The 21,768-nt window shown below is 72.6% G+C and carries 24 protein-coding genes and 1 pseudogene; 17 read left to right on the top strand and 8 right to left on the bottom strand.

The features are described from left to right. The 4 genes and pseudogenes from GPJ59_RS05365 to GPJ59_RS05350 form a co-directional block, all read left to right on the top strand. A pseudogene (locus tag GPJ59_RS05365) lies at window positions 1-267 on the top strand (hypothetical protein); the annotation flags it as partial. Then, window positions 264-1,088 (top strand): SDR family NAD(P)-dependent oxidoreductase, encoded by an 825-nt coding sequence (locus GPJ59_RS05360; protein WP_219665206.1) that lies wholly within the window; start codon window positions 264-266, stop codon window positions 1,086-1,088. The pseudogene GPJ59_RS05365 and the gene GPJ59_RS05360, both read left to right, overlap by 4 nt. Then, the gene (locus tag GPJ59_RS05355; protein WP_219665205.1) at window positions 1,088-1,906 is read left to right on the top strand and encodes a hypothetical protein; all 819 of its coding nucleotides are present in this window, start codon (window positions 1,088-1,090) and stop codon (window positions 1,904-1,906) included. Before GPJ59_RS05360 ends, GPJ59_RS05355 begins: the two co-directional genes overlap by 1 nt. A 117-nt stretch (window positions 1,907-2,023) precedes the next feature. Further along, on the top strand, window positions 2,024-2,806 hold the full coding sequence (locus GPJ59_RS05350) for a hypothetical protein (RefSeq protein ID WP_219665204.1): 783 nt from the start codon (window positions 2,024-2,026) through the stop codon (window positions 2,804-2,806). Between the two features lie 70 nt (window positions 2,807-2,876). Here the strand turns inward: GPJ59_RS05350 and GPJ59_RS05345 are convergent, their stop codons facing one another. After that, window positions 2,877-3,869 (bottom strand): AMP-binding protein, encoded by a 993-nt coding sequence (locus GPJ59_RS05345; RefSeq protein WP_219665203.1) that lies wholly within the window; start codon window positions 3,867-3,869, stop codon window positions 2,877-2,879. A gap of 354 nt (window positions 3,870-4,223) precedes the next feature. On the opposite strand from GPJ59_RS05345, the gene GPJ59_RS05340 reads away from it, so the two are divergent. The 4 genes from GPJ59_RS05340 to GPJ59_RS05325 all read left to right on the top strand — a co-directional run bounded on the left by GPJ59_RS05340 (window position 4,224) and on the right by GPJ59_RS05325 (window position 7,528). Continuing rightward, window positions 4,224-5,051 (top strand): NmrA family NAD(P)-binding protein, encoded by an 828-nt coding sequence (locus GPJ59_RS05340; RefSeq protein WP_219665202.1) that lies wholly within the window; start codon window positions 4,224-4,226, stop codon window positions 5,049-5,051. Between the two features lie 101 nt (window positions 5,052-5,152). Continuing rightward, window positions 5,153-5,809 carry a hemerythrin domain-containing protein gene (locus GPJ59_RS05335; RefSeq protein WP_219665201.1) on the top strand — a complete coding sequence of 219 codons (657 nt, stop codon included), beginning with the start codon at window positions 5,153-5,155 and terminating at the stop codon, window positions 5,807-5,809. Further along, window positions 5,806-6,303 carry an anthrone oxygenase family protein gene (locus GPJ59_RS05330; RefSeq protein ID WP_308120146.1) on the top strand — a complete coding sequence of 166 codons (498 nt, stop codon included), beginning with the start codon at window positions 5,806-5,808 and terminating at the stop codon, window positions 6,301-6,303. Before GPJ59_RS05335 ends, GPJ59_RS05330 begins: the two co-directional genes overlap by 4 nt. Before the next feature lie 226 nt (window positions 6,304-6,529). Continuing rightward, window positions 6,530-7,528 carry an AraC family transcriptional regulator gene (locus GPJ59_RS05325; protein ID WP_219665200.1) on the top strand — a complete coding sequence of 333 codons (999 nt, stop codon included), beginning with the start codon at window positions 6,530-6,532 and terminating at the stop codon, window positions 7,526-7,528. A gap of 42 nt (window positions 7,529-7,570) precedes the next feature. On the opposite strand, the gene GPJ59_RS05320 is transcribed toward GPJ59_RS05325, so the two are convergent. The 6 genes from GPJ59_RS05320 to GPJ59_RS05295 form a co-directional block, all read right to left on the bottom strand. Continuing rightward, the gene (locus tag GPJ59_RS05320) at window positions 7,571-8,233 is read right to left on the bottom strand and encodes a 4'-phosphopantetheinyl transferase family protein (RefSeq protein ID WP_219665199.1); all 663 of its coding nucleotides are present in this window, start codon (window positions 8,231-8,233) and stop codon (window positions 7,571-7,573) included. A gap of 12 nt (window positions 8,234-8,245) precedes the next feature. Next, the gene (locus tag GPJ59_RS05315; protein ID WP_219665198.1) at window positions 8,246-9,085 is read right to left on the bottom strand and encodes an alpha/beta fold hydrolase; all 840 of its coding nucleotides are present in this window, start codon (window positions 9,083-9,085) and stop codon (window positions 8,246-8,248) included. Continuing rightward, entirely contained in the window at window positions 9,082-9,558 is a 477-nt protein-coding gene (locus GPJ59_RS05310; protein WP_258023906.1) for an SRPBCC family protein, read from the bottom strand. Before GPJ59_RS05310 ends, GPJ59_RS05315 begins: the two co-directional genes overlap by 4 nt. Before the next feature lie 92 nt (window positions 9,559-9,650). Then, a complete protein-coding gene (locus tag GPJ59_RS05305) occupies window positions 9,651-11,186 on the bottom strand; it encodes an FAD-binding protein (RefSeq protein WP_219665197.1) in 1,536 nt (511 codons plus the stop codon). Window positions 11,187-11,206: 20 nt separating this feature from the next. After that, window positions 11,207-12,775 (bottom strand): flavin-containing monooxygenase, encoded by a 1,569-nt coding sequence (locus GPJ59_RS05300; RefSeq protein WP_219665196.1) that lies wholly within the window; start codon window positions 12,773-12,775, stop codon window positions 11,207-11,209. Between the two features lie 11 nt (window positions 12,776-12,786). Continuing rightward, the gene (locus GPJ59_RS05295; RefSeq protein WP_219665195.1) at window positions 12,787-13,686 is read right to left on the bottom strand and encodes a class I SAM-dependent methyltransferase; all 900 of its coding nucleotides are present in this window, start codon (window positions 13,684-13,686) and stop codon (window positions 12,787-12,789) included. Window positions 13,687-13,990: 304 nt separating this feature from the next. Here GPJ59_RS05295 and GPJ59_RS05290 point away from each other — a divergent pair, with 304 nt between their 5' ends. The 6 genes from GPJ59_RS05290 (at window position 13,991) to GPJ59_RS05265 (ending at window position 17,103) form a co-directional block, all read left to right on the top strand. Beyond that, the gene (locus GPJ59_RS05290; protein ID WP_219665194.1) at window positions 13,991-14,245 is read left to right on the top strand and encodes a hypothetical protein; all 255 of its coding nucleotides are present in this window, start codon (window positions 13,991-13,993) and stop codon (window positions 14,243-14,245) included. 14 nt (window positions 14,246-14,259) lie between these two features. Next, on the top strand, window positions 14,260-15,246 hold the full coding sequence (locus tag GPJ59_RS05285; RefSeq protein WP_219665193.1) for a 3-oxoacyl-ACP synthase III family protein: 987 nt from the start codon (window positions 14,260-14,262) through the stop codon (window positions 15,244-15,246). Beyond that, the gene (locus GPJ59_RS05280; RefSeq protein WP_219665192.1) at window positions 15,243-15,995 is read left to right on the top strand and encodes an SDR family NAD(P)-dependent oxidoreductase; all 753 of its coding nucleotides are present in this window, start codon (window positions 15,243-15,245) and stop codon (window positions 15,993-15,995) included. The genes GPJ59_RS05285 and GPJ59_RS05280 overlap by 4 nt, the downstream gene beginning before the upstream one ends. 143 nt (window positions 15,996-16,138) lie before the next feature. After that, the gene (locus GPJ59_RS05275; RefSeq protein WP_219665191.1) at window positions 16,139-16,414 is read left to right on the top strand and encodes a hypothetical protein; all 276 of its coding nucleotides are present in this window, start codon (window positions 16,139-16,141) and stop codon (window positions 16,412-16,414) included. 57 nt (window positions 16,415-16,471) lie between these two features. Then, window positions 16,472-16,732, top strand: coding sequence for a hypothetical protein (locus tag GPJ59_RS05270; protein ID WP_219665190.1), 261 nt, complete (start codon window positions 16,472-16,474; stop codon window positions 16,730-16,732). Beyond that, on the top strand, window positions 16,729-17,103 hold the full coding sequence (locus GPJ59_RS05265; RefSeq protein WP_219665189.1) for a PIN domain-containing protein: 375 nt from the start codon (window positions 16,729-16,731) through the stop codon (window positions 17,101-17,103). Before GPJ59_RS05270 ends, GPJ59_RS05265 begins: the two co-directional genes overlap by 4 nt. A 21-nt stretch (window positions 17,104-17,124) precedes the next feature. Here the strand turns inward: GPJ59_RS05265 and GPJ59_RS05260 are convergent, their stop codons facing one another. After that, on the bottom strand, window positions 17,125-18,012 hold the full coding sequence (locus GPJ59_RS05260) for an AfsR/SARP family transcriptional regulator (protein ID WP_219665188.1): 888 nt from the start codon (window positions 18,010-18,012) through the stop codon (window positions 17,125-17,127). A 293-nt stretch (window positions 18,013-18,305) separates the two neighbouring features. Here GPJ59_RS05260 and GPJ59_RS05255 point away from each other — a divergent pair, with 293 nt between their 5' ends. Genes GPJ59_RS05255 through GPJ59_RS05245 form a run of 3 tightly spaced genes read left to right on the top strand, consistent with a single transcriptional unit; the run spans window position 18,306 to window position 21,666 of the window. Next, window positions 18,306-19,517: an aminotransferase class I/II-fold pyridoxal phosphate-dependent enzyme gene (locus GPJ59_RS05255; RefSeq protein ID WP_219665187.1), complete on the top strand. Its 1,212-nt coding sequence runs from the start codon at window positions 18,306-18,308 to the stop codon at window positions 19,515-19,517. 53 nt (window positions 19,518-19,570) lie between these two features. Next, a complete protein-coding gene (locus tag GPJ59_RS05250) occupies window positions 19,571-20,827 on the top strand; it encodes a beta-ketoacyl-[acyl-carrier-protein] synthase family protein (RefSeq protein ID WP_219665186.1) in 1,257 nt (418 codons plus the stop codon). Next, window positions 20,824-21,666, top strand: a complete 843-nt coding sequence (locus GPJ59_RS05245) for a MaoC family dehydratase (RefSeq protein WP_219665185.1) — start codon at window positions 20,824-20,826, stop codon at window positions 21,664-21,666. The genes GPJ59_RS05250 and GPJ59_RS05245 overlap by 4 nt, the downstream gene beginning before the upstream one ends. Window positions 21,667-21,768: the final 102 nt, after the last annotated feature.

The raw sequence follows: 21,768 nt of genomic DNA, 5'->3' as shown, positions 1-21,768 counted from the left end.
GGCCGGCGGTGGACGCTGCGGCCGCTGGCCGACCCCCGCGGCCGGCTGCGCGAGGCGCTCGGCCTGGCGGCGGGCGGCTGGCTGCTCATCCGGCCGGACGGCTACGTCGCCGCAGCCGGACCGGACCTGACGGAGGCGGCCCTGTCCCGGGCGCTGGCCCCGTTGCGGCTGGGACAGGCCCTGCGGCCCCACCCGGCTTCCGGCGCGCCCCGAGTGGACTGCGCCACCGTCGAGACGTCGACGCGAGTGAGGGAGGGCGCCCGATGACGGCAGAGACGGCAGTGACGGCGAAGGCGACGAGCAAGGCACCCCAGCGGCCCGTGGCCCTGGTCACGGGAGCCACCAGCGGCATCGGGCTGGCCATCGCCCGGGACCTCGGGGCGCGCGGGCACCGGGTGTTCCTGTGCGCGCGGACGGGCGCCGCCGTCAAGCAGACCGTCGAGGACCTGCGCGCCGAGGGCCTGACCGTGGAGGGCACGGCCGCCGACGTACGGGACCGGGCCGACGTCGCGGCGCTCGTCGCCGCGGCCGTCGCCGCGTACGACTCCCCCGTCGGCATCCTCGTCAACAACGCGGGCCGCAGCGGCGGCGGGGCCACCGCCGACATCACCGACGAGCTGTGGCACGAGGTCATCGACACCAACCTCAACAGCGTCTTCCTGCTCACCCGGGAGGTCCTCAACCACGGCGGTCTGAGCCGGGCCTCCTGGGGGCGGATCATCAACATCGCCTCCACGGCCGGCAAGCAGGGCGTCCTGCTGGGCGCGCCGTACTCCGCGTCCAAGCACGCCGTCGTCGGCTTCACCAAGGCCCTCGGCAAGGAGCTCGCGCCGACCGGGGTCACCGTCAACGCGGTCTGCCCCGGCTACGTCGAGACGCCGATGGCGGCGCGGGTGCGCAGCGGGTACGCGGCGGCGTGGGACACGACGGAGGAGTACGTCCAGGAGCAGTTCGAGGCCAAGATCCCGCTGGGCCGCTACTCCACCCCCGAGGAGGTCGCCGGGCTGGTGGGCTACCTGACCACCGACCTGGCCTCGTCCATCACGGCACAGGCCCTCAACGTGTGCGGCGGGCTGGGCAACTTCTGATGTGGCAGGCCGAGGTCGCCGCGCCCGCCGGGATCGTCTACGGACTCCTCGCGGACGCGGCGCGCAGGCCGTTGTACTGCCCGTCGGCGGTGCACGTGGAACGGCTGCCCGGGTCGGACGGGGTACGGGACGAGCTGCAGGTGTGGTGCGTGGCCGGCCTCCTCGACACGGCCGACACAGCAGGCGGGGCCGGGGTGATCGAGGCCGGCGGTGCCGTCGGCGGCCGGGCCGGCGCCGAGGCCGGTGGCGGGGTGCGGGCGGTGGGTGAGCGGCGGGTGCTCGACCCGGCCCGGCGCCGGATCGACTGCGCCGCCGGCACCTGGCAGGTCGACGCGCCCGCCCCCGACCGGGCCCGCGTCACCCTGGCCGGCGGCTCCGCCGCGGCCTGGCACGACGCCCGGGAGCTGCTGGCGCTCGCCGCGCACTGGGAACGGCTCGACGAGCTCGTCCTCACCTTCGAGGACTCCGCCCGCGTGGCCGCCGCGCCCGGGGCGACGTACGAACGCCTCGCCGCGCGTGCCGGCCAGTGGCCCTACCGGGTCTGCCTGCCCGCCTCCGGCCGGATCGTCGGCAAGCGTCCGCAGCCGGCGGACGGACCGCTGGCCGCGCACACCGGGGTGTGGTGCGTGGACGGGGACGGGCTGGTGCGCGTACGGCACAGCGTGGTGCTCCGGCCCGCGGCCCTCGGCGCGCAGGACCCGGGCGCCGTACGTGCGTCCGTACGCCGGGAGCTGGGCCGGCAGAGCCGGGACCTGCTGACGGCGGTCCGCCAGGAGGCCGAGCGGGACGGCCGACGGCTGAAAATCAACGTGGTGTGAGTCACATCTACGCCGTACAACCATTGCCTGATCTCGACGGTCATGGGTAGGCGATATCAGGCTGTGGCGGCAGGCAAGGCGCGTGCCGTACGTACGGAAGCACGGAGCGACAGGGTGATGAACCGCAAGATTCTGGCCACGGCGGCAATGTGTGCCGCTGCCGCGATCGGCGTGACCGGCTGCGGGGACGACAAGGCCAAGGGCCCGGCCGGGCCGGCCGCCTCCGCCACCCCCTCGCCGACGCCGACCCCGGAGCCGTTCGCGGGCATGACCCCGGACCAGATCGCGGACAAGGCCCTGGACACCACCAAGGCGGCCAACTCGCTCAAGGCCAAGGGTTCCTCGATCGAGAAGGGCGAGAAGACCCCGACCGACTTCGACGTGGCCGTCGCCGCGAACGGCGACTGCGAGGGCACGGCCACGATGAAGGGCGCGAACGCGACCGTGCGAAAGGTGGGCACCACCGGCTACATGAAGGGCGACGCGAAGCTGTGGGACACGGTCCTCAAGGAGGACAACGTGCCCGCGGCCCAGCGCACCACGGTCGTCGAGCTCCTCAAGGGCCGCTGGGTCAAGGTGCCCGCCGACGACGCGGGCGAGGAGGACTTCTGTGACACCGACGACCTGACCCAGCCCGCCGAGAAGCAGAAGTCCGGTCTGACCAAGGGCGCGAACGCCGAGGTCGGCGGGAAGAGGACGGTCGTGCTGAGCAAGACCACCCCGGCCGGCGAGACCGTCACCTTCCACGTGGCCGCCGAGGGCGAGCCGTACCTGCTGAAGTTCAGCGTCGAGGGCGGCAAGGACCCGCGGTGGGTGGAGTTCCGCGAGTTCAACGCCCCCGTCACGGTCACCGCGCCCAGCGCCGACGAGACCGTCGACCCGGACAAGCTCCGCGGCTGACCCGCCGGCACGCGCGGTCGAGGGCCCCCAGGCATCGCCCGGGGCCCTCGACCCGGTCGCGGCGGCCTCCTCAGAGCATCACCGGGGAGCCCGAGACGTCCCAGAGGGTGGCCTGCGGGGCCATGGCCGAGGCGTGCCAGGCCGTGACCGTCGCGGGCGGCACCGGCTCGTCCGAGAGCAGGACGTGCCGCAGGGCCGGCATGCGCGAGACACGGGCCGTGTCCACCAGGCGGCCGAAGGCAGAGGGCAGCTGGGTCAGGACCGTCACCCCGTGCTCCACCAGCATCCGGGCGAACTCCCGCGCCTCGGACGCCGTGTCCCGGTCCACGACGACGGCGCGTCCGCCCGACAGCAGCGGGCCCCAGATCTCCCGCATGCCGAGGTCCAGGCTCAGCGAGTGGTAGTACGTCCACACATCGTCCGGGCCGGCCTCCAGCATGGGGACGACCGAGTCCACCCAGGACAGGACGTCCAGGTGCGAGACCGGCTGCACGGCCAGGGCGCGCCCCGGCCGCCCGCCGGACGGCAGGGCCAGGAACGCGGTCCGCTGCGGGAGTTCGCGCCGTACGGCCTGCTCCGGGCGGACCGCGACCACGAACCGGCCGGCCTTGGCCACCGGCACCTCGTCCCGCAGCAGCCCGCTGTCCGAGACGACCATCTCGACCCCGCAGTCGCGCATCAGGAACTCCTGGAGGCCGGCGTTGTGCCCGGGCTCCAGCGGCAGGACGGCCGCGCCCGAGCGCAGCGCGCCGACCACCGCGCCGGCCGACAGGCACGAGCGGGCGGCGCGCACCGCCACCGCCTGGCCGGGGCCGGCCCGGCCGCTCAGCCGGCGCGCGATGTCGTCGGCCAGCAGCTCCAGTTCCAGGTAGGTCGCCGAGTCCTCGGCGTCCTGGGCGGCGACCTGGCCCGGACAGCGGGCGGCCGCAGCAGCGAAGCGGACGTCGATGCGATCGCGGCGCATCGGGCGCTCACCGGCCGGGTCGAGCCCGATCCGGCCGAGCAGCCCGGCCAGATCGGCGGACAACTGGTCGAGCTCCGGACGCTCCGGAGTGGGGTTCATCTGGCCTCCCGGACTCGGGTCGGGTACTCCGGGTCCGATGGTGTCGGGAACGCCCGGAGAAGCACTTGAGTCCCGCCGTACAGGACGGCTCGGGACCTGCTCGGGGCCCGCTCAAGACGGGCTCGACGGGCCGTCCACGGCCGCTCCACGCGGGGTCGAGAGGCGCTCGGGACGCTGTGGCCCACGCCGTGAAGGCGTGCCTACGATTCTCGGGCTCATGCCGCAGCCGCACTCTCCACGCCGTCCGCGGGTGGGCCGACCCTGACCGACTCGGCCCCAACTCGTAGACGCACGCGTATGGAACTGAGCTTTGTGGCTATGGCCCGTCTCGCGAGACTGGACTTGACTGTACTCATGACTCAGAACACGCAGAACACGCAGATCACCCTCGTCATCGGTGGCCACGGCAAGACCGGCCGCCGCGTCGCCGAGCGCCTCACCGCGCAGGGCCGAGCCGTCCGCATCGGTTCCCGCACCGGCGAGCCGCCCTTCGTCTGGGAGGACTCCTCCACCTGGGGGGCCGCGCTGGAGGGTGTGGACCGGGTCTACATCACCTACTACCCCGACCTCGCCTTCCCCGGCGCCGCCGAGCAGGTGGCGGAGTTCTCCGAGTTCGCCGTCGCCAAGGGCGCCCGCCGGCTGGTCCTGCTGTCCGGCCGGGGCGAGGAGGCCGCCGAGGTCAGCGAGAACAACGTCAAGGCCTCCGGCGCCGACTGGACCATCGTGCGCTCCAGCTGGTTCAACCAGAACTTCAACGAGAGCTTCTTCCTGGAGCCCGTCCTGGCCGGCGAGATCGCCCTGCCGACCGGTGACGCCGTCGAGGCCTTCGTCGACGCCGACGACATCGCCGACGTGGTCGTCGCCGCGCTCACCGACGACAAGCACATCGGCAAGACCTACGAGCTGTCCGGGCCGCGCCTGCTCAGCTACAGCGACGTCGCCACCGAGCTGTCCAAGGCCACCGGACGCGACATCAAGTACATCTCGGTGACCAACGAGGAGTACCGCGCGGTGCTCCGCGAGAACGGTCTGCCGGAGGAGTTCGCCGACCTGTTCACGATGATCCTGGACGGGCGCAACGCGCACCTGGTCCACGGTGTCGAGGAGGCCCTGGGCCGCAAGCCCAAGGACTTCGCCGACTTCGCCCGCGAGGCCGCGGCCACGGGCGTCTGGAACGTCTGACCCGCGATCCGCCCCTGTCACCCCGGTCCGGCCGGGCGGCGACTCTGGTACGGCCGCCGCCCGCCGGTGTCCGGGGTGGTGCGGGTACGAGGAGGCCCTGGATGTCCACTACCGAGCCGTCCGGCTCCGGCTCCGCCCCACGCTCCAGCGAGCACGGGCTCGCCGCGCTGCCCGCCCACTACCACGGCTTCGCCCTGATGCACATGGCCATGCGGCGTGACGCGGCACGCCTGCGGGCGGCGGCGCCCGCGTGGCGGGGCACCGGCGCCGAATGGTGGCAGCGGCTGCGCGAGGTGATCGAATGGCACCACACCAGCGAGGACGACGTGCTGTGGCCCGGACTGCGGGCCCGCGACGCCGACTTCGACTCGCAGGCCCGGGAACTGCACGAGGACCACGAGGCGCTGGACGCGGCGATGGCCGCGGTCTCCACGGCGATCGGCCGTGGCGGTGACGGCCTGGTGGTGGCGGCGGCCGACTTCGAGACCGTCCTGCGCGACCACCTGGCCGCCGAGGAGGAGGTCGTCTTCCCCGTCTTCGACCGGCTCGGGGAGCGGGCGTACCTGGCGGAGGAGCGCAAGCTGATCGGGACCGCGCCGATGCGCGTGATGACGTACCTCCAGCCGTGGATGTTCGACGGCGCGCCGCGGGCCTCCGTCGCGCACGTCTCGGCCACCATCCCGCCGCCGGTCCGGCTGGTCGGCGCGACGCTGCTGCGCCGGCGCTACGAGCGCACCGTGAAGGGAATCCTGACGTGAGCCGCACGAGCACGAGCACCCAGTCCGCCACCCTGGTCGCGGCGACGGTCGGCACCGGCCTGATGGCCGGGCTCTACTTCGCCTTCGACATCTCGGTGATGCCGGGCCTCGGGCGCGGCGACGACCACACGTACGTCACCGCCATGCGCAACATCAACGAGGCGATCGACAACGGCCTGTTCGGGCTGCTCTTCCTCGGGGCCTTCCTCGCCACCGGCGTGGCGGCCGCGCAGCAGCAGCGCGGCGGACGGCCCGACGCGGCGCGCTGGGGCTGGCTGGCGTTCGCGCTGTACGGGCTGTCGCTGGCGGTGACCGCCGTGGTCAACATCCCGCTGAACAACCAGCTGGCGAAGGCGGGGCCGGACCTGTCCGCGGCCCGGACCCGCTTCGGCGGCCGCTGGACCAGCGGCAACGTGGTCCGCACGGTGGCCTGTACGGCGGCCCTCGCCGCGCTGGGCCGTGCGCTGACCCTGCACGGCCGCGCGTCGGCCTGACCTGTGTCGGCCTGACCTGTGTCGGCCTGACCTGTGTCGGCCCGACCTGTGTCGGCCTGACCCCGTGTCGGCCTGACCCCGTGTCGGCCCGACCCCACGCCGGTCCGGCCCGCGTCGGCCTGACCCGCGCGGGCCGGGCCCCTGTGAACGGCGCCCGCTCTCTCTTCCGTCCCCCGCGGGAGAGCGGGCGCTTCCACGTGTTTCCCGACCGAGGGAGGATGGGGCGATGGACACCCTGACCGGACTGCTCGAAGGCCCCAAGGCCCGCGGCGCGTTCCTGCTGAAGTCCGTCTTCAACCCCCCGTGGTCGCTGCGGGTGGAGGACCGGGCGCCGCTGTCGGTCGTGACCATGGTGCACGGCGAGGCGTGGCTGCTGCCCGACCACGGCACCCCGGTCCGCATCCGCCCGGGCGACGTGGCGGTGGTCCGCGGCCCCGACCCGTACACGGTCGCCGACTCCCCGGACACCCCGGTCCTGATCACCGTCGGCCCCGAGCAGCGGTGCAGCACCGAGGAGGGCGAGGACGTCACCGAGAGCATGTCCCTGGGCGTGCGCACCTGGGGCGACCCGCTGCAGGACGCCGGCTCGGCGGTGATGCTCAGCGGCACCTACCAGGCGCCGAGCGAGATCGGCCGCCGCCTGCTGAGCGCCCTGCCGACCCTGCTGGTCCGCCCGGCGGAGACCGCCGACACCACGCTGATCACCCTGCTCACCGCGGAGATCGGCAAGGACGAGCCGGGCCAGGAGATCGTCCTGGACCGGCTGCTGGACCTGCTGCTGATCGGCGTACTGCGCGCCTGGCTCGCCGCCCCGGGCAGCGGCGCCCCCACCTGGTACCGGGCGCAGAGCGACCCCGTCGTCGGCCCCGCGCTGCGGCTGCTGCACGAGAACCCGGCCCACGGCTGGACGGTGGAGGAGCTCGCCCTCAAGGTCGGCGTCTCCCGGGCCTCCCTGGCCCGCCGCTTCACCGACGTCGTGGGCGAGCCCCCGGTCGCGTACCTGACGGGCTGGCGCCTGGCCCTGGCCGCCGACCTGCTGCGCGAACCGGACGCCACGGTCGCGGGCGTGGCCCGGCGGGTGGGCTACAGCTCGGCGTTCGCACTGTCGGCGGCGTTCAAGCGGGTCCGCGGCATGAGCCCGCAGGAGTTCCGCACGGGTATCCGCCCCACCGCCCCGGAGCCGACCACGCTGCCTCCGAGAACGGTGGTCCTGCCGGCGCGGTAGGGGCGCCCGACTACACAGAGCGTGGCCTGAGGCTACCCCTCCTTACACCGGAGGCACCGCACCCCAGCCGCGGGCGACCGCCGTGATCACCAGGGATTCCGAGGCCAGCCAGCGGCCCTCGTAGACCGGGTCCACCGGGGGCGGCTGCGGGGGGTGCAGCGTGGCGGTGAAGGTGCCGTCGGGGCGGAGGGCGAGGGTGGCGTCGCGAAAGCCCAGCCAGGTCGACGTCGCCGGGTACCAGGCCTTGTACGTCGCTTCCTTCGCCGAGAAGAACAGCCGCTCCCAGGGCGTGGCCGGGTCCGCCGCGGACAGCTCCGCCAGGTGCGCGCGCTCGGTGTCCGAGGCGATCAGGGACAGCACGCCCGGCGGCAGCGGTCCGGCCGGCTCCGCGTCGATGCCCAGGGCCGCGGTGTCGCGGGCGTGGGCGGCCACCGCCGCACGGTAGCCGTCGCAGTGGGTGATGCTGCCGACCACGCCGTCCGGCCACGCCGGGGCCCCGCCCGGCCCGGGCAGCAGCGCGACCGGGCGCCGCCCCAGCTGGGACAGGCAGCGCCGGGCGCAGGCGCGGGCGGTGGCGAACTGCCGGCGCCGGCGCGCCCGCCGGCCCGCCATCAGGGCGGCCTCCGCCGGGAACAGCGGGGCGGGCGCCGCGTCGTCGAAGGCCTCCGACGACGTGACGCCCGGGGGGAGGAGCTGCTCGATCATCGACGGTCCCCGTCAGCGGGACGAGAGCTCGGCCACCGCGGCGACCACCGGGAGCGGGCGCTCCAGCGGCAGCATGTGGCCGGTGTCCGGGACCGTCTCGAAGCGGGCGGCGGGCAGCACGTCCGCCAGCGTCCTCGCCAGCGCGATGTCGATGACCTTGTCCTGGTCGCCGTGCAGCACGACCGCCGGGACGCGGACCGGGGCCAGCGCCTCGCGGACGTCCCAGCCGCGCGTGCAGCGGAAGAAGTCCGCCCGCACCCGCGGGACGGTGGCGGAGAACAGCTGGCGGTTGATCTCCCGGGCCCACCGGTCGGCGTGCGGGGACATGGTGTTGGCGCCCAGGAGCTTGCGGCCCAGGGCGGGGCGGGACAGGGCCCAGGTGAAGAAGGCGCTGCCCATCATCTTGACCTCGCTGTCGGGGGTGTCCTGGCCGTGCGCCGCCGTGCCGAGCAGCACCAGCCCGCGCAGCCGCGCCGCCTCCGGGTGGTGCGCGGCGTACGACAGGGCCGCGAAGCCGCCGCCCGAGTGGCCCACGACGACCGCCTCGCGCGCCGCGGTCTCCCCGAGGACGGCCGCCAGGTCGGCGCCGAGCCGTTCCACCGACAGCGGCGAACGGCCCAGGGTGGAGGCGCCGTGGCCGCGCTGGTCGTACAGCACCACCCGGTACCCCGCCCGGATCAGCCGGTCGGCGACGGTGCCCCAGGCACGGCGCGAGTGCGCCCAGCCGTGCACCAGGACGGCGTCGCCGGCCGGGGCAGGACCGGCGAGCGGGGCCAGGACGGTGACGGCCAGCTCCGCGCCGTCGTCCGTACGGACCGTCGTCTCCCGGGTCGCCTCGGCCACGGCGGTCATGCGCGCTCTCCCGCCGACAGACGCCGGTCGAGCGACTCGAACGCCGCCAGGGTGCCGCGCGAGTGCTCCGCGCCCAGGTCCGCGACCTTCGACAGCAGCTTCAGCCAGCCGTGCGGGCGCGCGCTGAAGTGCATGGCCAGGCGGGTGCGGCCATCGCCGAGCGGCTCCAGGGTGAAGGTGCTCGGCCCGCGGAAGACCCCGTCCACGTACTCGATGTCCAGCCGGCGGCCCGGCTCGACGGCCGTCGTACGGGCGGTGAAGCGCAGCTTGAGCCCGCCGTTGTCGACGCCCTTGGTGTGCACCGTGACCCCGACCTCGCCGCCGACCGCGTCGGGGGAGCCGGAGACGGTGGTGAACGTGTTGTGCGGGACCCACCACTGCTTGGCGCCGCGGAACTCGGCGACGAGTGCGTCCCAGACGGCGGCCGCCGGGGCGTCGATCACCGCCTCGTCGATCAGGTCGTACGTGGTCATGCCGGTCCTCCTGCGGAAAAAGGGGAGGCGGCGGGGGCGGGGTCCCTCATCCCCACCCCCGCCGCCGGGATTCACGCGTCCGGTCGGGGCTGTCAGGTGAAGATGCCCTGGCCGGGGGTGAAGATGTTGGTCGGGTCGTACTTCTTCTTGGCGTAGGCGAAGGCCGACCAGCGGTTGCCGTAGTGGGCCTTCCAGTCCGCCTGCGTCATGTTCGGGATGGAGCCCACCAGGTAGCGCTTGGCGCCCATGGAGCGGGCGATGTCGTACAGGCGGCGGTTCTGGTCGAGCATGGCCTGGATGCCGGTGTCCCCCGGGTTGGGGAAGCGCAGCAGGTCGAAGAGGTAGCCGACGGACTCGGCCGGCTGTACCGCCAGGGGGCGGCGGATCTTCGAGGTGTAGTACGGGTAGAAGAGCAGGAACCCGCCGCCGAGGGAGTCCGCGTTCAGCTCCTGCTCGACCAGCTTCATGAACGTCTTGGTCTTGGACGCCGGCAGGAACATGCTCAGCCACGGCTTCGGCGTGTACCAGTGCCCGCTGGACTTCAGGTACGCCTCGTAGGCGTCGAGGCGGAACATGTAGTCGCGGAACGAGACGTCCTCGATGACCGCGTCGGCGCGTACGTCGTGCAGGTCGGCCAGGAGCCGGTCCCGGTCCGGCGGGGTGGTGTCGTAGTTGGCGCCGACCTCCATCTTGTAGCGCCAGCCCGAACCGTCCGCCTTCTGCAGCATCTCGCCCGCGTGGACCTGGAAGCGGCCCTCGGCCATGACCTTCTCGGAGTCCGCGAGGTACGTCTCCAGGTCGGCGTAGAAGAGGCTGAAGATGACCGACCGCTTCGGCGCCGGGACCAGCTTGACGTTGACCCGGACGATGATGCCGACCTGGCCGGCGCCCGCCATGGCCGCGTTGAACAGGTCCGCGCGCAGCCACGGGGTGGCCGTGACCAGCCTGCCGTCGGCGGTGACGATGTCGATGGCCTGCACGGTGTCGACCATCAGGCCGTGCTTCTGCACCGTGCCGCCGATCCCGCCGACCGACAGGGTGCCGCCGACGGAGATGTACAGGTAGTCCGGCAGCGCCGGCGGGGTCTTGCCCAGCGCCAGGGTGGCGTCGGTCAGCTGGCCCCAGGTGACGCCGGACTCGACCACCGCGTAGTCGTTGCCGATGGACAGGATCTTCGAAAGGCCCTTGGCGTCGATGGAGATGCCGCCGGGCACCCGCGCCTGTCCGTACACCGAGTGGGACTCGATGTCGGTTCCGGTGCCGCCCTGGCCGTTGACGGCGACCTTGATGCCGTTGACCCGGGCGTAGTTGACGATGGTGACGATGTCCTGGACGCAGCCGGGCCGCAGGACCGCCCACGGCTTGGCGTTGTCGAAGAAGTGGCCGAAGTCGTGGCTGAAGGCGTCCACCGTGGCGGGGGACGTCTCCAGGGTGCCGACCAGGTTCGGCACCGGGACGATGTCCCGCTTGCCGGCCTCCGCGGCCGTCGCCCAGGTCTGGTTGGCGGCGTTCCAGCCGACGACGGCGACGGCGGCCACCGCCGCGCCGCGCAGCAGACCGCGCCGCGACGGCTGGGCGGCAGCGCCGGCGGCAGTGGGGCCGGCCGTGGTTCTCGGGGTAGAGCTCATCTGCGTGCGTCTCCCAATTCCTACTGGTGGCGTACCGGCTCGGGCGTGTGCACCCGCGAGGCGAGCTGGTACTCGCTCAGGTCGAACCGCTTGGTGGCGCGACGGAAGCGCCAGGTGTACGTCGGCCAGATCGACGGGTTGCGGCCGCTGGCGTCCAGGTACCAGCTGTTGCAGTTCCCGGCGTTCCACACGGTGCCGTCGAGCTTGGCGTCCAGCGCCTCGTTCCAGGCGTCCTGCGCCTCGCGGCGCACCTCCACGCTGGCCAGGCCGCGCTTGTCCATCTGCTTCAGCGCGTCCAGCAGGTACTGGATCTGCGCCTCGATCATCACGACCTGCGAGGAGTGGCCCAGCGTGGTGTTCGGGCCGAGCAGCATGAACAGGTTCGGGAAGCCGGCCACGGTCGTGCCGCGGTGCGCGGCCATGCCGTTGCCGTCCTTCCACGCCTCGCGCAGCGCGAGGCCGCCCCGGCCCCAGATCCGCCGTGCCACGGGCCGGTCCGTCGCCTGGAAGCCCGTACCGAGGATGATGGTGTCGACCTCGCGCTCGGTGCCGTCCCGGGTGACGATCGAGGTGGCCCGCACCTCGGCGATCGCGTCGGTGACGAGGTCCACGTTGGGCTGCTGGATCGCCGGGTACCAGGCGTTGGAGAACAGCAGCCGCTTGCAGGCCATCACGTAGTCGGGCGTCAGCTTCGCCCGCAGGGCCTCGTCGGGGACCGACTTCTTCAGGTGGTCCGAGGCCATCTTCTGCATCTTGCCGGCGACCTTGGGGCGGGCCATGACGAAGGCCAGGATCTCCCGGCCCCACATGTTGAAGTTCCGCCGGAAGCTCTGGTAGCCGGGCAGGGAGCGCAGCAGCTTCGCCTGGAGCGGGCTGGTGGGCTTGTCGTTCTTGGGGCCGATCCACGGGGGCGTGCGCTGGTAGAGGTCCATGCGTCCGACCTCGGGCTGGATCTTCGGCACGAACTGGATGGCGCTGGCGCCCGTACCGATCACGGCGACGTTGCGGCCCGTGAGGTCGTGGTCGTGGTCCCACTGCGAGGAGTGGAAGATCTTGCCCTCGAAGGACGTGATGCCCTTGATGTCGGGGACGGCCGGCTCGCTCAGGTAGCCCGTGCCCGTCACCAGCACCTGCGCGGTGTACTCGCCCTGCGAGGTCTCGATGCGCCAGTGGCGCTCGCCCTCGTCCCAGCGGGCCGCGAGCAGCTCGTGCCCGAAGCGGATGTGCGGGCGTACGCCGAAGCGGTCGGCGACGTCGCGCAGGTAGGCGTACAGCTCGTCCTGCTTGCCGAACGTGGACTTCCAGTTCGGGTTCCTGGCGAACGAGAAGGAGTACAGGTGGGACATGACGTCGCACGCACACCCCGGGTAGCTGTTGTCGCGCCAGGTGCCCCCGACCTCGTCGGCCCGCTCGAACACCAGGAAGTCGTCGATGCCCGACTGCAGCAGGCGCACGGCGGTGCCCAGGCCGGAGAAGCCCGTGCCGATGACCGCGACCCGCAGGTGCCGGGTCGGGCCGCGGCCGCCGGGGGCCGGTTCGGCGGCCGGGCGGGCCCCGCCGTCCGTGGCCGGTTCGAGAATGCTCGTCACGTCGGCCTCCTTCAGCGGCGCGTGATGGTGACGCGGAAGTTGTTGAAGAACTTGTCCTCGAGCGTGTACGCGAAGATGTCCAGGTAGCGCTCGAAGCGGGCGACGACCTCCTCGCCCTCCATGGCCACGGCCTCGTCACGGCGCTCGGCGAGCAGCACCAGCCAGGCGCGGCAGGCCATCGCGAACGACTCGCGCTCGTTGACGATCTCGTCGATCTCGAAGAGGCCCTCGGCGGCGGCGCTCAGCTCGCTCAGGTGCGGGATGTGGCAGCCCTCGAACTCGGAGCGCTGGAGGAACTTCAGGTCGTCGAGCAGCGCGCGGTTCATCGGCAGCGCCTCGGCGGTCATGGTGTGCAGCACGAACTTGCCGCCCGGGTTGAGGGCGTTCGCGACCTGCTGGAAGAAGAAGCGGTAGCGCTTGGTGCGCTCCTTCGGCGGCAGGTTGGAGGAGACGAAGTGCTCCAGCGCGTTGATGCAGAACGCCGCGTCGTACTTCTCGCTGTCGTCGGCGACCTTGTAGTCGGCCCAGCTCTGCACGAGCGTGGTGATCTTCGGGTTGCCCAGGCCGTCGATGAAGGCTTCCTGGGTGCGGGACAGGGTCAGGCCCACCCCGGCCTCCGCGCCGTGGACGGTGGTGAGGCGGTTGAGCATCGTGCCCCAGCCGCAGCCGATGTCCAGCACGCGCTTGGCGTCGCCGCCGGCCTGGACGCCCGCGAGCTCCGCGAACTTGTCGAGCTTGCGCTCCTGGGCCTCGTCGAGGGTGGCGACGAGGTCCTCACCCTCCTCCCAGTACCCGCCGGAGTACATCATCGTGGGGCCCAGCAGCAGCCGGTAGAAGTCATTGCTGACCTCGTAGTGGTGCCTGATCGCGTCGACCTCGGGGTCCACCGACTTGGGGGCGACCGTTGTCATCCTGTGGTCCTCATTTCCTGTCCGGCTCGGGCAGTGCCGCGTCTTCGCGCCGCGTGGGACGTACCGCGTGGAATTGCCGCGTGGGACGTACCGCGGGGAATGTGCCGCGTTCGGGGTGGTGCCGCGTTTGAATTCGCGTCGAGGAAACCCGATGCCCCGCAAGGCGGGCGCAAGACGGCCGGAACGGCGGTGGCGGCGGGAGCGGGTGTGCGTGTTGCGCCTTCCTTGCGGGGGCGGGGTTTTCATCACTTCCGAAAACACATCACGCACCGCCGAGTTGCACTGCCGAGAGAGGACCGACCCCATGTCGCTGCCCACCATCGAAGAACTGGCGAGCCAGCTCGAGGCCGTTTCGGGTGCCGCAGAGGTCAGCCCCGACGCCCCGCTCCAGCACATCGCGGACGTCGACTCGCTGGACCTGATGGAGTGGCTGTACGGCTTCCAGAACCAGTACCCGCACATTCCGGCCGACGAGTCGCTCTTCGCCGACCTCGACGACACCACCACGCTGCGTGACGTGTACGCGAAGATCGTCGAGCTCGTTCCGGCACAGGCGTAAGGCGGGCCAGCCACGTGACCGGCTTCGACATCACCGGGTGGGGCATGTCCGTACCCGAGCGCATCGTCACCAGTGCGGAGCTCGCGGAGCGTTTCGGCGTGGACGAACACTGGGTCGTCAGCCGCTGCGGCATCCGCGAGCGGCGAGCGGTGGACCCGGGTCAGACGACCGCCTCCCTGGCCGTCGAGGCCGGCCGGCGCGCGCTGGACAAGGCGGGCCTGACCGGCGCCGACATCGCCCACCTCATCGTCGCCACCGCCACGCCCGAGCAGCCCTCGCCCGCCACGTCGGCGTTCGTCCACCACGAGCTCGGCATCGCCGGGAGCGCGCACGACGTCAACTCCGAGTGCGCCGGCTTCGTCTACGGGCTCGTCTCGGCCATGGCGCTGATCGCCATCGACCCGCGGCCGATCCTGCTGATCGGCTCCGACACCCACACCCTGACCGCCAATCCGGCGGACCGGGACCTGTCCATCCTCGTCGGCGACGGCGCGGGCGCCATCGTGCTGCAGCCGGGCGCCGAGAACCGGGTCAAGGCCTGGAACCTGGGCGCGGACGGCTCCTGCACCGGCTCCCTGAAGGTGCTGGCCGGCGGCAGCCGGATGCCGACCACCGAGGAGACGGTGAAGGCGGGTCTGCACTACGCGCAGATCAACGGCAACGAGATCTACCTCAACGCCGTGCGCTACACCGTCCGCACCGTCCGCGAGACGCTGGAGAGCGCCAAGGTGGACGCGGCGGACGTGGACCACGTCGTCCCGCACCAGGCCAACATCCGGATCATCAACTCGATCCTGTCCCACACCGGCCTGCGGCCCGAGGCCCTGATCACCAACCTCCAGAAGTACGGCAACACCGCGTCGGCGTCGATCCCGATCGCGCTGACCGAGGCCCTGGAGGCGGGCCGTATCACGGCGGGCGACAAGGTCCTGCTGGCCGGCTTCGGCGCCGGCATGACATGGGGTTCGATCCTGATGGAGTGGGGCGGTGTCGCGGCATGAGCAAGAACAGCGCGGGTGAGCGCCCGCAGTCCCCGGTCGCGCTGGTCACCGGCGCCTCCGGGGGGCTGGGCCAGGCCCTCGCCCTGGAGCTGGACGCGCTCGGCTGCCGGGTCGCGGTCCACTACAACAGCTCGCGGGACGCGGCGCTGGCCGTCCAGGAGAAGCTGACCAACGAGTCGGTGCTGGTCACCGGGGACGTCGGCTCCTGGGAGGCCACGCAGAAGCTGTACGAGGAGATCTCGGCGGCGCTCGGCCCGGTGGACGTGCTGGTCAACAACGGCGCGATCCGCAAGGACAGCCTGATGGCCATGCAGAACCCGGCCGACTGGGCGCAGGTCATCCAGACCAACCTCATCGGGTCCTTCCACACGGCGCGCGTGTCCGTCCCGTACATGCTGCGCAAGCGGTGGGGCCGGATCGTCAACATCGTCTCGCCGTCGGGCATCATCGCCACGTCCGGCCAGACGGCGTACTCGGCCTCCAAGGCCGGCCTGATCGGCCTCACGCGGACCCTCGCGGCGGAGTGCGGCCGGCGCGGGGTGACCGTGAACGCCCTCTCCCCGGGCTTCATGATCACCGGCATGACGCAGGACCTGCCCGACCGGGTCAAGGAGGGCATGGAGGACAAGGCCCCGATCCCCCGGTTCGTCACGGTCGAGGAGGTCGCGCGCAGCGTGGGCCTGTTCCTGGACCAGGACTGCATGACGGGCCAGGTCGTCAGCATCGACTCGGGCGTCTCCATCACCTGATCCCCACCGCCCGTTCCCTTCCCCCCACCCGGCCCCGGCCGCCCACCCCCCTTGGGCGGCCGGGGCCAACTGGCGCGCCCGCCGGGCCGCGTACGTGGTGGTGCCTCGCGCCCTATCCTGGCCCGGTGGAAAGGGGCCCCTCGATGGCTGACGTCACCATCCGCATCGCCGCGGAAGCCAAGGACCGTCTCACTGCGGTGGCTGCCGCCGAGGGGCTGTCGCTACGGGACTACCTGATCCAGCTGTCTCAGCGCCCGCCCAGGCCGTCCGCTCCCGTCGCTCTGCCCGCTCCCGTCGTGTCTTCCGAGCAGGCCCTGGCGGCACTGTTCGCCTGGAGCGGGTACGCGCCGACGCCGAGCGAGGAGGCGGAGATCGACCGCGAGCTGGAGCGGCGGATCGCGAAGGCGATGGGCCGGTAGTCGTCAGGGATTCCGTCCTGCTGGCAGCAGAGTTCTACCGGCGGTAGAATCGCTCCCATGAGCAGCAGCAAGCCCACCAGCGTCAAGACCACCGAGGCCGTCCGGGACCGGCTGCGCATACTGGCGCAGGAGAGCGGTACCACCATCACCGAGCTCCTTGAGCAGCTCGCCCAGAGTCGGCTGACCGAGGCCGAGCAGGAGCAGCGGGCCATGGAGGCCGCCGCCGAGCTGGGGCTGGAGTACACGGACGGGCTCCAGCAGGCCGGTCGGTCCGCCTGGGAGCGCATCCGTGCCCACCAAGAGGGCGCGGCTGCGTGAACGTCACCGCCGTCTTCGACCACACCGCTCTGACGGCCCTGTACCAGGCTGACGAGTTCTTCGCCGGAGTTTACGTCGAGGCCTCGCGTGGCGGCGGGCGCGTGTTGGTCCCGGCGCTCTCCGTGCTCGCGGCGGAGCGCCTGACACCTGGGGCAGGCACCCATGCCGCGCGCCTGCGGTTCGCCGAGACCGTCCCGTTCACCGCGGCCCACGCCCTGGACGCCGCGTCCTGGCCAGGGGTGGACTGGGCCGTCGCCCACCCGGCGGCCATCGCCTGGCAGGCCGCGAAGGACGGTGAGCCGGTCACCGTCCTGTCGCTGAGGCCCGACCTGTACGAGGGGACCGGCATCCAGCCGCTCGACCCGTCATAGCCCCGAGGCGGGAGACGGGGACTACGCCACCCGCCGGTGCGTCGTGCAGCCGTGGTCCGACAGTGAGCACGGTTGGGGGGCCGCCGCTCGGTCGACTTCGAACGTGCCCATCAGGACCGGGTCGACGTACGTGAAGGGGCGCAGGGGGCGGCGGGGTTCCGGGGTGCGCAGGAGGGCCAGGTAGGCGGCCTCTGTTTCGGGGGCCGGGTCGATGCCCAGTTCCTCCGCCAGGACCTCGCGCAGCTGCTGGTAGCTGCGCAGTGCCTCCGCCCGGTTGCCGGCGCGGGTGTGCGCCGCCATCCGGCAGCGGTACGCGCTTTCGCGGAACGGGGCCCGGCGCACCGCCTCCTCCGCGTAGCGCAGGGCGTGGTGCTCGTCGCCGAGGGCGGAGGAGGCCAGGCTCGCCGTCTCCAGGGCCTTCAGGCGCAGTTCCTCCAGCTGCTCGCGCATCGCGCACACCCACTCGCCCTCGTGCGAGGGCAGGAACGAGCCGCGCAGGTTCGACACCGCGCCGGCCGCCAGCTGCTGGGCCACCGCGTACGCGCCCTCCGCGTACGCCTCACCCGCCTCCGCCACCGCGGCCTCCGCGCACTCCACGTCCACCGCCACGTCCTGCGGCAGCCGCAGCACGTACCGGCCGCCCTGCGCGACCAGCGGTGTCGTGCCCGGCTGGTCCTGCGGGGTCGTCACGAACGTACGGACCCGGCTCACCACACTGCGCAGCGCCGAGGCCCAGGTGTCCGGCAGCCCCTCGGGCCACACGGTTTCGGCCAGCTGGTCGCGGTCCGTGCCCGTGGTCCGCTCGATCAGCAACCGGGCGAAGGCCACCTGCGCCTGGGCGCTGGAGAGGTGCTGCGGCGGAGCTCCGTCCGGCTCGATCGTGACAAGACCTACGAGTCTGATCAGCACTATGCACTCTCCGAAAACGGTCGGCTTCCGGCCGTGTCCCCCTAGTTCGTGCGGTTTCGAAGATACCCGCGCCACTTCTTTGCATGTCAACGGCCGATGGACCGCCACGCCCCGCATTCGAGCGGGAATCCATCGCCGCGCGGCTCCCGCACAGGGATGCCCCAGGGACTCCTCTTGCGCTGCTATTGCGCCCCCCGAGCCTTAATGGAATTCCACTAGAGCCCGGCCGGAAAAACGGCGGGGCACCGATGGAGTTCCGGGTCCGCCGGACGTTTGCCGATGAGGAGAAGCTCGTGAACGCATCCGCTGCCTGGGCCCGCCTGGAGCCGAAGTTCGCCTACTTCCGCAAGCGGGTCGCCGAGCTGGAGTACGAGCCGGCCCGCAAGAACAGCTTCGTGGCGTACACCGCCGAGCGTGATTCGGCCTACGCCGACCAGGACGGCCAGCGGCTGCTGATGATGTCCGGTTACAGCTACCTCGGCCTCGCCGGCGACGAGCGGGTCGTCTCCGCCGCCAAGGCCGCCGTCGACCGCTACGGCACCGGCAACCACGGCGTGCGCGCCCTGGCCGGCAGCACCCCGCTGCACGAGGAGCTGGAGGCCGAGGTCGCCAAGTTCGCCGGCCGCGAGCAGGCCCTGGTCTTCGGCTCCGGCTACGCCGTCAACACCGGCGTCATCGGCGGACTCGTCGGCCCCGGCGACACCGTCTTCATCGACAAGTACGACCACGCCAGCATCGTGGACGGCTGCAAGCTCTCCGGCGCGAGCGTCGTCCGCTTCCGCCACAACGACGTCGCCCACCTGGAGCGCCGCCTGGCGAGCACCCCCGACACCGGGGTCCGCCTGGTCATCGTCGACTCCGTCTACTCCATGGACGGCGACATCGCCCCGCTGGTGGAGCTGCGCAAGGTCTGCGACGCGCACAACGCCCTGCTGATGGTGGACGAGGCCCACGCCCTCGGCGTGATCGGCGCGACCGGCCGCGGCATCGAGGAGCACTTCGACCACGAGGTGAAGGTCGACGTCAAGGTCGGCACCCTCTCCAAGGGCATCCCGTCCATGGGCGGCTGGGTCGCCGGCCCCGCCGAGCTCATCCAGCACCTGAAGTACGCCTCCCGCCCCTTCCTCTTCTCCGCCGCCCTCGGCCCGGCCCAGGCCGCCGCAGGACTGGAGTCCCTGCGGATCCTCCAGCGCGAGCCGTGGCGGGTGGAGTTCATCCAGCGCGAGTCCGAGCGCTTCCGCGGCCTGCTGCACGCCGCCGGCATCTCCACCGTCGACAGCGAGACCGCCGTCGTCCCGGTCATCGCCGGCTCCGACGACGCCGCGTACGACTTCGCCACCATCTCCCGCAAGCACGGCGTGATCGGCCTGCCGGTCGTCACCCCGGCCGTGCCCAACGACCTGGCCCGGCTGCGCATCGCCATCACCGCGCGGCACACCGTGTCCGACATCGACTTCGCCGCCGACGCCTTCATCAAGGCCGCGCGCGAGTGCCGGATCATCTGACGCCGCCGCCGGCCCGCCGCCCACCACCACGTCAGGGAAAGCAGGGAGCAGACATGCCTGGACCGTCCAGGGGCAGTTCGGCGCAGCCGCCCGTCGCCATCACCGGCATGGGCGTGGTCACCCCCGGCGGGTGCACCCCGGACGAGCTGTGGAGCACGCTGCGCGCGGGCCGCTCCACCGCGGCCGAGCTCACCCACATCGACCTCAGCCGGCACCGCGTACGGATCGGCTGCCGGGTCCGGGGCATCGAGGCCGTCGCCGGCCTCGTACCGCCCAAGGAGGCCCGGCGGATGGACCCCTTCGCCCACTACGGCACCGCCGCCGCGCTCGCCGCCCACCTCGACGCCGGCTCCCCGGCCGCCGAGGCCGGGCGCACCGCGATCGTCGTCGGCAACGCCGTCGGCGGGCGGGCCACCAGCGACCTGGAGTCCGCGAACTTCACCACCGGCGGCCCCGCCAAGGTCAACCCGCTGATGCCGCTGATGACGATGCCCAACGCGGCCGCCGCCCAGATCGCCATGCGGCTGGGCTGGACCGGGCCCGCGCTGACCCTCGCCAACACCTGCGCCTCCGGGGCCGACGCCATCGGGCACGCGCTGATGCTGCTCCAGACCGGCCGCGCCGACGTCGTCGTCGCCGGCGGCTGCGAGCACACCCTCACCCCGGTCACCCTGGCCGGCTTCGGCAACCTCAGCGCCGTCAGCTTCCGCAACGACGACCCCGAGCACGCGTCCAGGCCCTTCGACGTGGACCGCGACGGGTTCGTGATGGGCGAGGGCGCCGGGTTCGTCGTACTCGAACGGCTGGCGGACGCGACGGCCCGCGGGGCCCGGACGTACGGGCTGCTCGCCGGGTACGCCGCCACCGCCGACGCCCACCACCTGGCCATGCCGCTGCCCGACGGCGCCGGCGCGGCCGCCGCGATGGCCGGCGCCATCGCCGACGCGGGACTGGCCCCCGAGGACATCGTGCACGTCAACGCGCACGGCACCTCCACCCCGTACAACGACCGCTCCGAGGCGGCCGCCCTGGCCAAGGTGTTCGGCACCGCCCAGCCGCCGGTCACCGCGCCCAAGTCGGTCATCGGCCACCTCATCGGCGCCGCCGGCGCCGTCGAACTCATCGCCACCGTGCAGGCCATGCGGCACTGCGAGGTGCCGCCCACCGCCAACCACGAACAGCTGGAGCCAGGAATGGACATCGACGTCGTCCACGGCGACGCGCCGCGCACCGTGCGCCCCGGACCCGCCCTCTCGAACTCCTTCGGGTTCGGCGGCCACAACGCCTCCGTGGTGGTGATGCCGGTATGACGCTGCTGTCGCTGCCCACCCCGGTCCGTACGGTCACCGTCACCGAGCCCGAGATCACCGACTACCGGGGCGCCGCCCGCCGCGGACTGCCCACGGCCCGCCCCGGCCAGGCCTCCCCGGTCCACACCTTCGTCCTCGCCCACACCGTCGCCGAGGAGACCGTCGCCGCGCTGACCGCGGCCGAGCCGGGCCCGGTGTCCGTGGTCCACCTCGGCCAGGACATCCGCACCGAGCGGCCCGTCCGCCCCGGCGAGCAGGTCACCGTCTCCCTGGACGTGCTGGGCATCCGCAAGGAGCCGCGCGGCGCCCGGATCGCGCTGCGGGTGCAGCTGTTCGGCGAGGACGGGCCCCGGCCCTTCGCCGAACTGGTCATCTCCGCGCTGCTGGTGGGCGCCACCCTGCTGGAGCCCTTCGGCGACATCACCGGCGGCCCGGCCGTCCCCGCCCCGGCCGGCGCGGGCGAACCGCAGACCGCCGTGCACGAGCTGACCTGCGACTGGATCAGCACCTACGCCCATGCCTCGGGCGATCTCAACCCCATCCACCTCGACGAGGACGCCGCCCGCTCGGCCGGCTTCGAGACGGTCATCGCGCACGGCATGAGCGTGGTCGCGCTGGCGGTGGAGGAAGCGGTCGACCGCTTCGCGGGCGGCGACTCCGCCCGGGTCCGCGGCCTCGGCTGCCGCTTCTCCGCCCCCGTGCCGCCCGACATCCCGCTGGAGATCGCCCTCCAGCCCGACGCCGAGGCCCGCGTGGTCCGCTTCACCTGCAAGACGCCCAAGGGCGCGGCGGTGAAGTCGGGCTGGATCGAGCTCGGTGTTCCCGCAGGGGGTGCGTGATGGCCGCGCCGCAGCAGAACCGGGGGCCGGGCTCCGCCCAGGCCGAGGGACCGGCTGCCGCCGAGGTGGTGTCGGGCTCCGCCCGGGCGCTGTCCGGCTCCG

Origin of the sequence: Streptomyces bambusae (assembly GCF_019400985.1) — a bacterium.
GTDB lineage: Bacteria > Actinomycetota > Actinomycetes > Streptomycetales > Streptomycetaceae > Streptomyces > Streptomyces bambusae_A.
The sequence above is the reverse complement of the archived record's forward strand: the minus strand, read 5'-3'. Positions and strand labels throughout refer to the sequence as shown.

Coding starts and splice junctions, on each gene's coding strand:
- GPJ59_RS05320 (WP_219665199.1), bottom strand. CDS start 8,233: ATGATCGAGCAGCTCCTCCCCCCGGGCGTCACGTCGTCGGAGGCCTTC.
- GPJ59_RS05275 (WP_219665191.1), top strand. CDS start 16,139: ATGGCTGACGTCACCATCCGCATCGCCGCGGAAGCCAAGGACCGTCTC.
- GPJ59_RS05310 (WP_258023906.1), bottom strand. CDS start 9,558: ATGACCACGTACGACCTGATCGACGAGGCGGTGATCGACGCCCCGGCG.
- GPJ59_RS05335 (WP_219665201.1), top strand. CDS start 5,153: ATGTCCACTACCGAGCCGTCCGGCTCCGGCTCCGCCCCACGCTCCAGC.
- GPJ59_RS05250 (WP_219665186.1), top strand. CDS start 19,571: ATGCCTGGACCGTCCAGGGGCAGTTCGGCGCAGCCGCCCGTCGCCATC.
- GPJ59_RS05350 (WP_219665204.1), top strand. CDS start 2,024: ATGAACCGCAAGATTCTGGCCACGGCGGCAATGTGTGCCGCTGCCGCG.
- GPJ59_RS05355 (WP_219665205.1), top strand. CDS start 1,088: ATGTGGCAGGCCGAGGTCGCCGCGCCCGCCGGGATCGTCTACGGACTC.
- GPJ59_RS05290 (WP_219665194.1), top strand. CDS start 13,991: ATGTCGCTGCCCACCATCGAAGAACTGGCGAGCCAGCTCGAGGCCGTT.
- GPJ59_RS05295 (WP_219665195.1), bottom strand. CDS start 13,686: ATGACAACGGTCGCCCCCAAGTCGGTGGACCCCGAGGTCGACGCGATC.
- GPJ59_RS05305 (WP_219665197.1), bottom strand. CDS start 11,186: ATGAGCTCTACCCCGAGAACCACGGCCGGCCCCACTGCCGCCGGCGCT.
- GPJ59_RS05325 (WP_219665200.1), top strand. CDS start 6,530: ATGGACACCCTGACCGGACTGCTCGAAGGCCCCAAGGCCCGCGGCGCG.
- GPJ59_RS05280 (WP_219665192.1), top strand. CDS start 15,243: ATGAGCAAGAACAGCGCGGGTGAGCGCCCGCAGTCCCCGGTCGCGCTG.
- GPJ59_RS05270 (WP_219665190.1), top strand. CDS start 16,472: ATGAGCAGCAGCAAGCCCACCAGCGTCAAGACCACCGAGGCCGTCCGG.
- GPJ59_RS05360 (WP_219665206.1), top strand. CDS start 264: ATGACGGCAGAGACGGCAGTGACGGCGAAGGCGACGAGCAAGGCACCC.
- GPJ59_RS05315 (WP_219665198.1), bottom strand. CDS start 9,085: ATGACCGCCGTGGCCGAGGCGACCCGGGAGACGACGGTCCGTACGGAC.
- GPJ59_RS05340 (WP_219665202.1), top strand. CDS start 4,224: ATGACTCAGAACACGCAGAACACGCAGATCACCCTCGTCATCGGTGGC.
- GPJ59_RS05245 (WP_219665185.1), top strand. CDS start 20,824: ATGACGCTGCTGTCGCTGCCCACCCCGGTCCGTACGGTCACCGTCACC.
- GPJ59_RS05345 (WP_219665203.1), bottom strand. CDS start 3,869: ATGAACCCCACTCCGGAGCGTCCGGAGCTCGACCAGTTGTCCGCCGAT.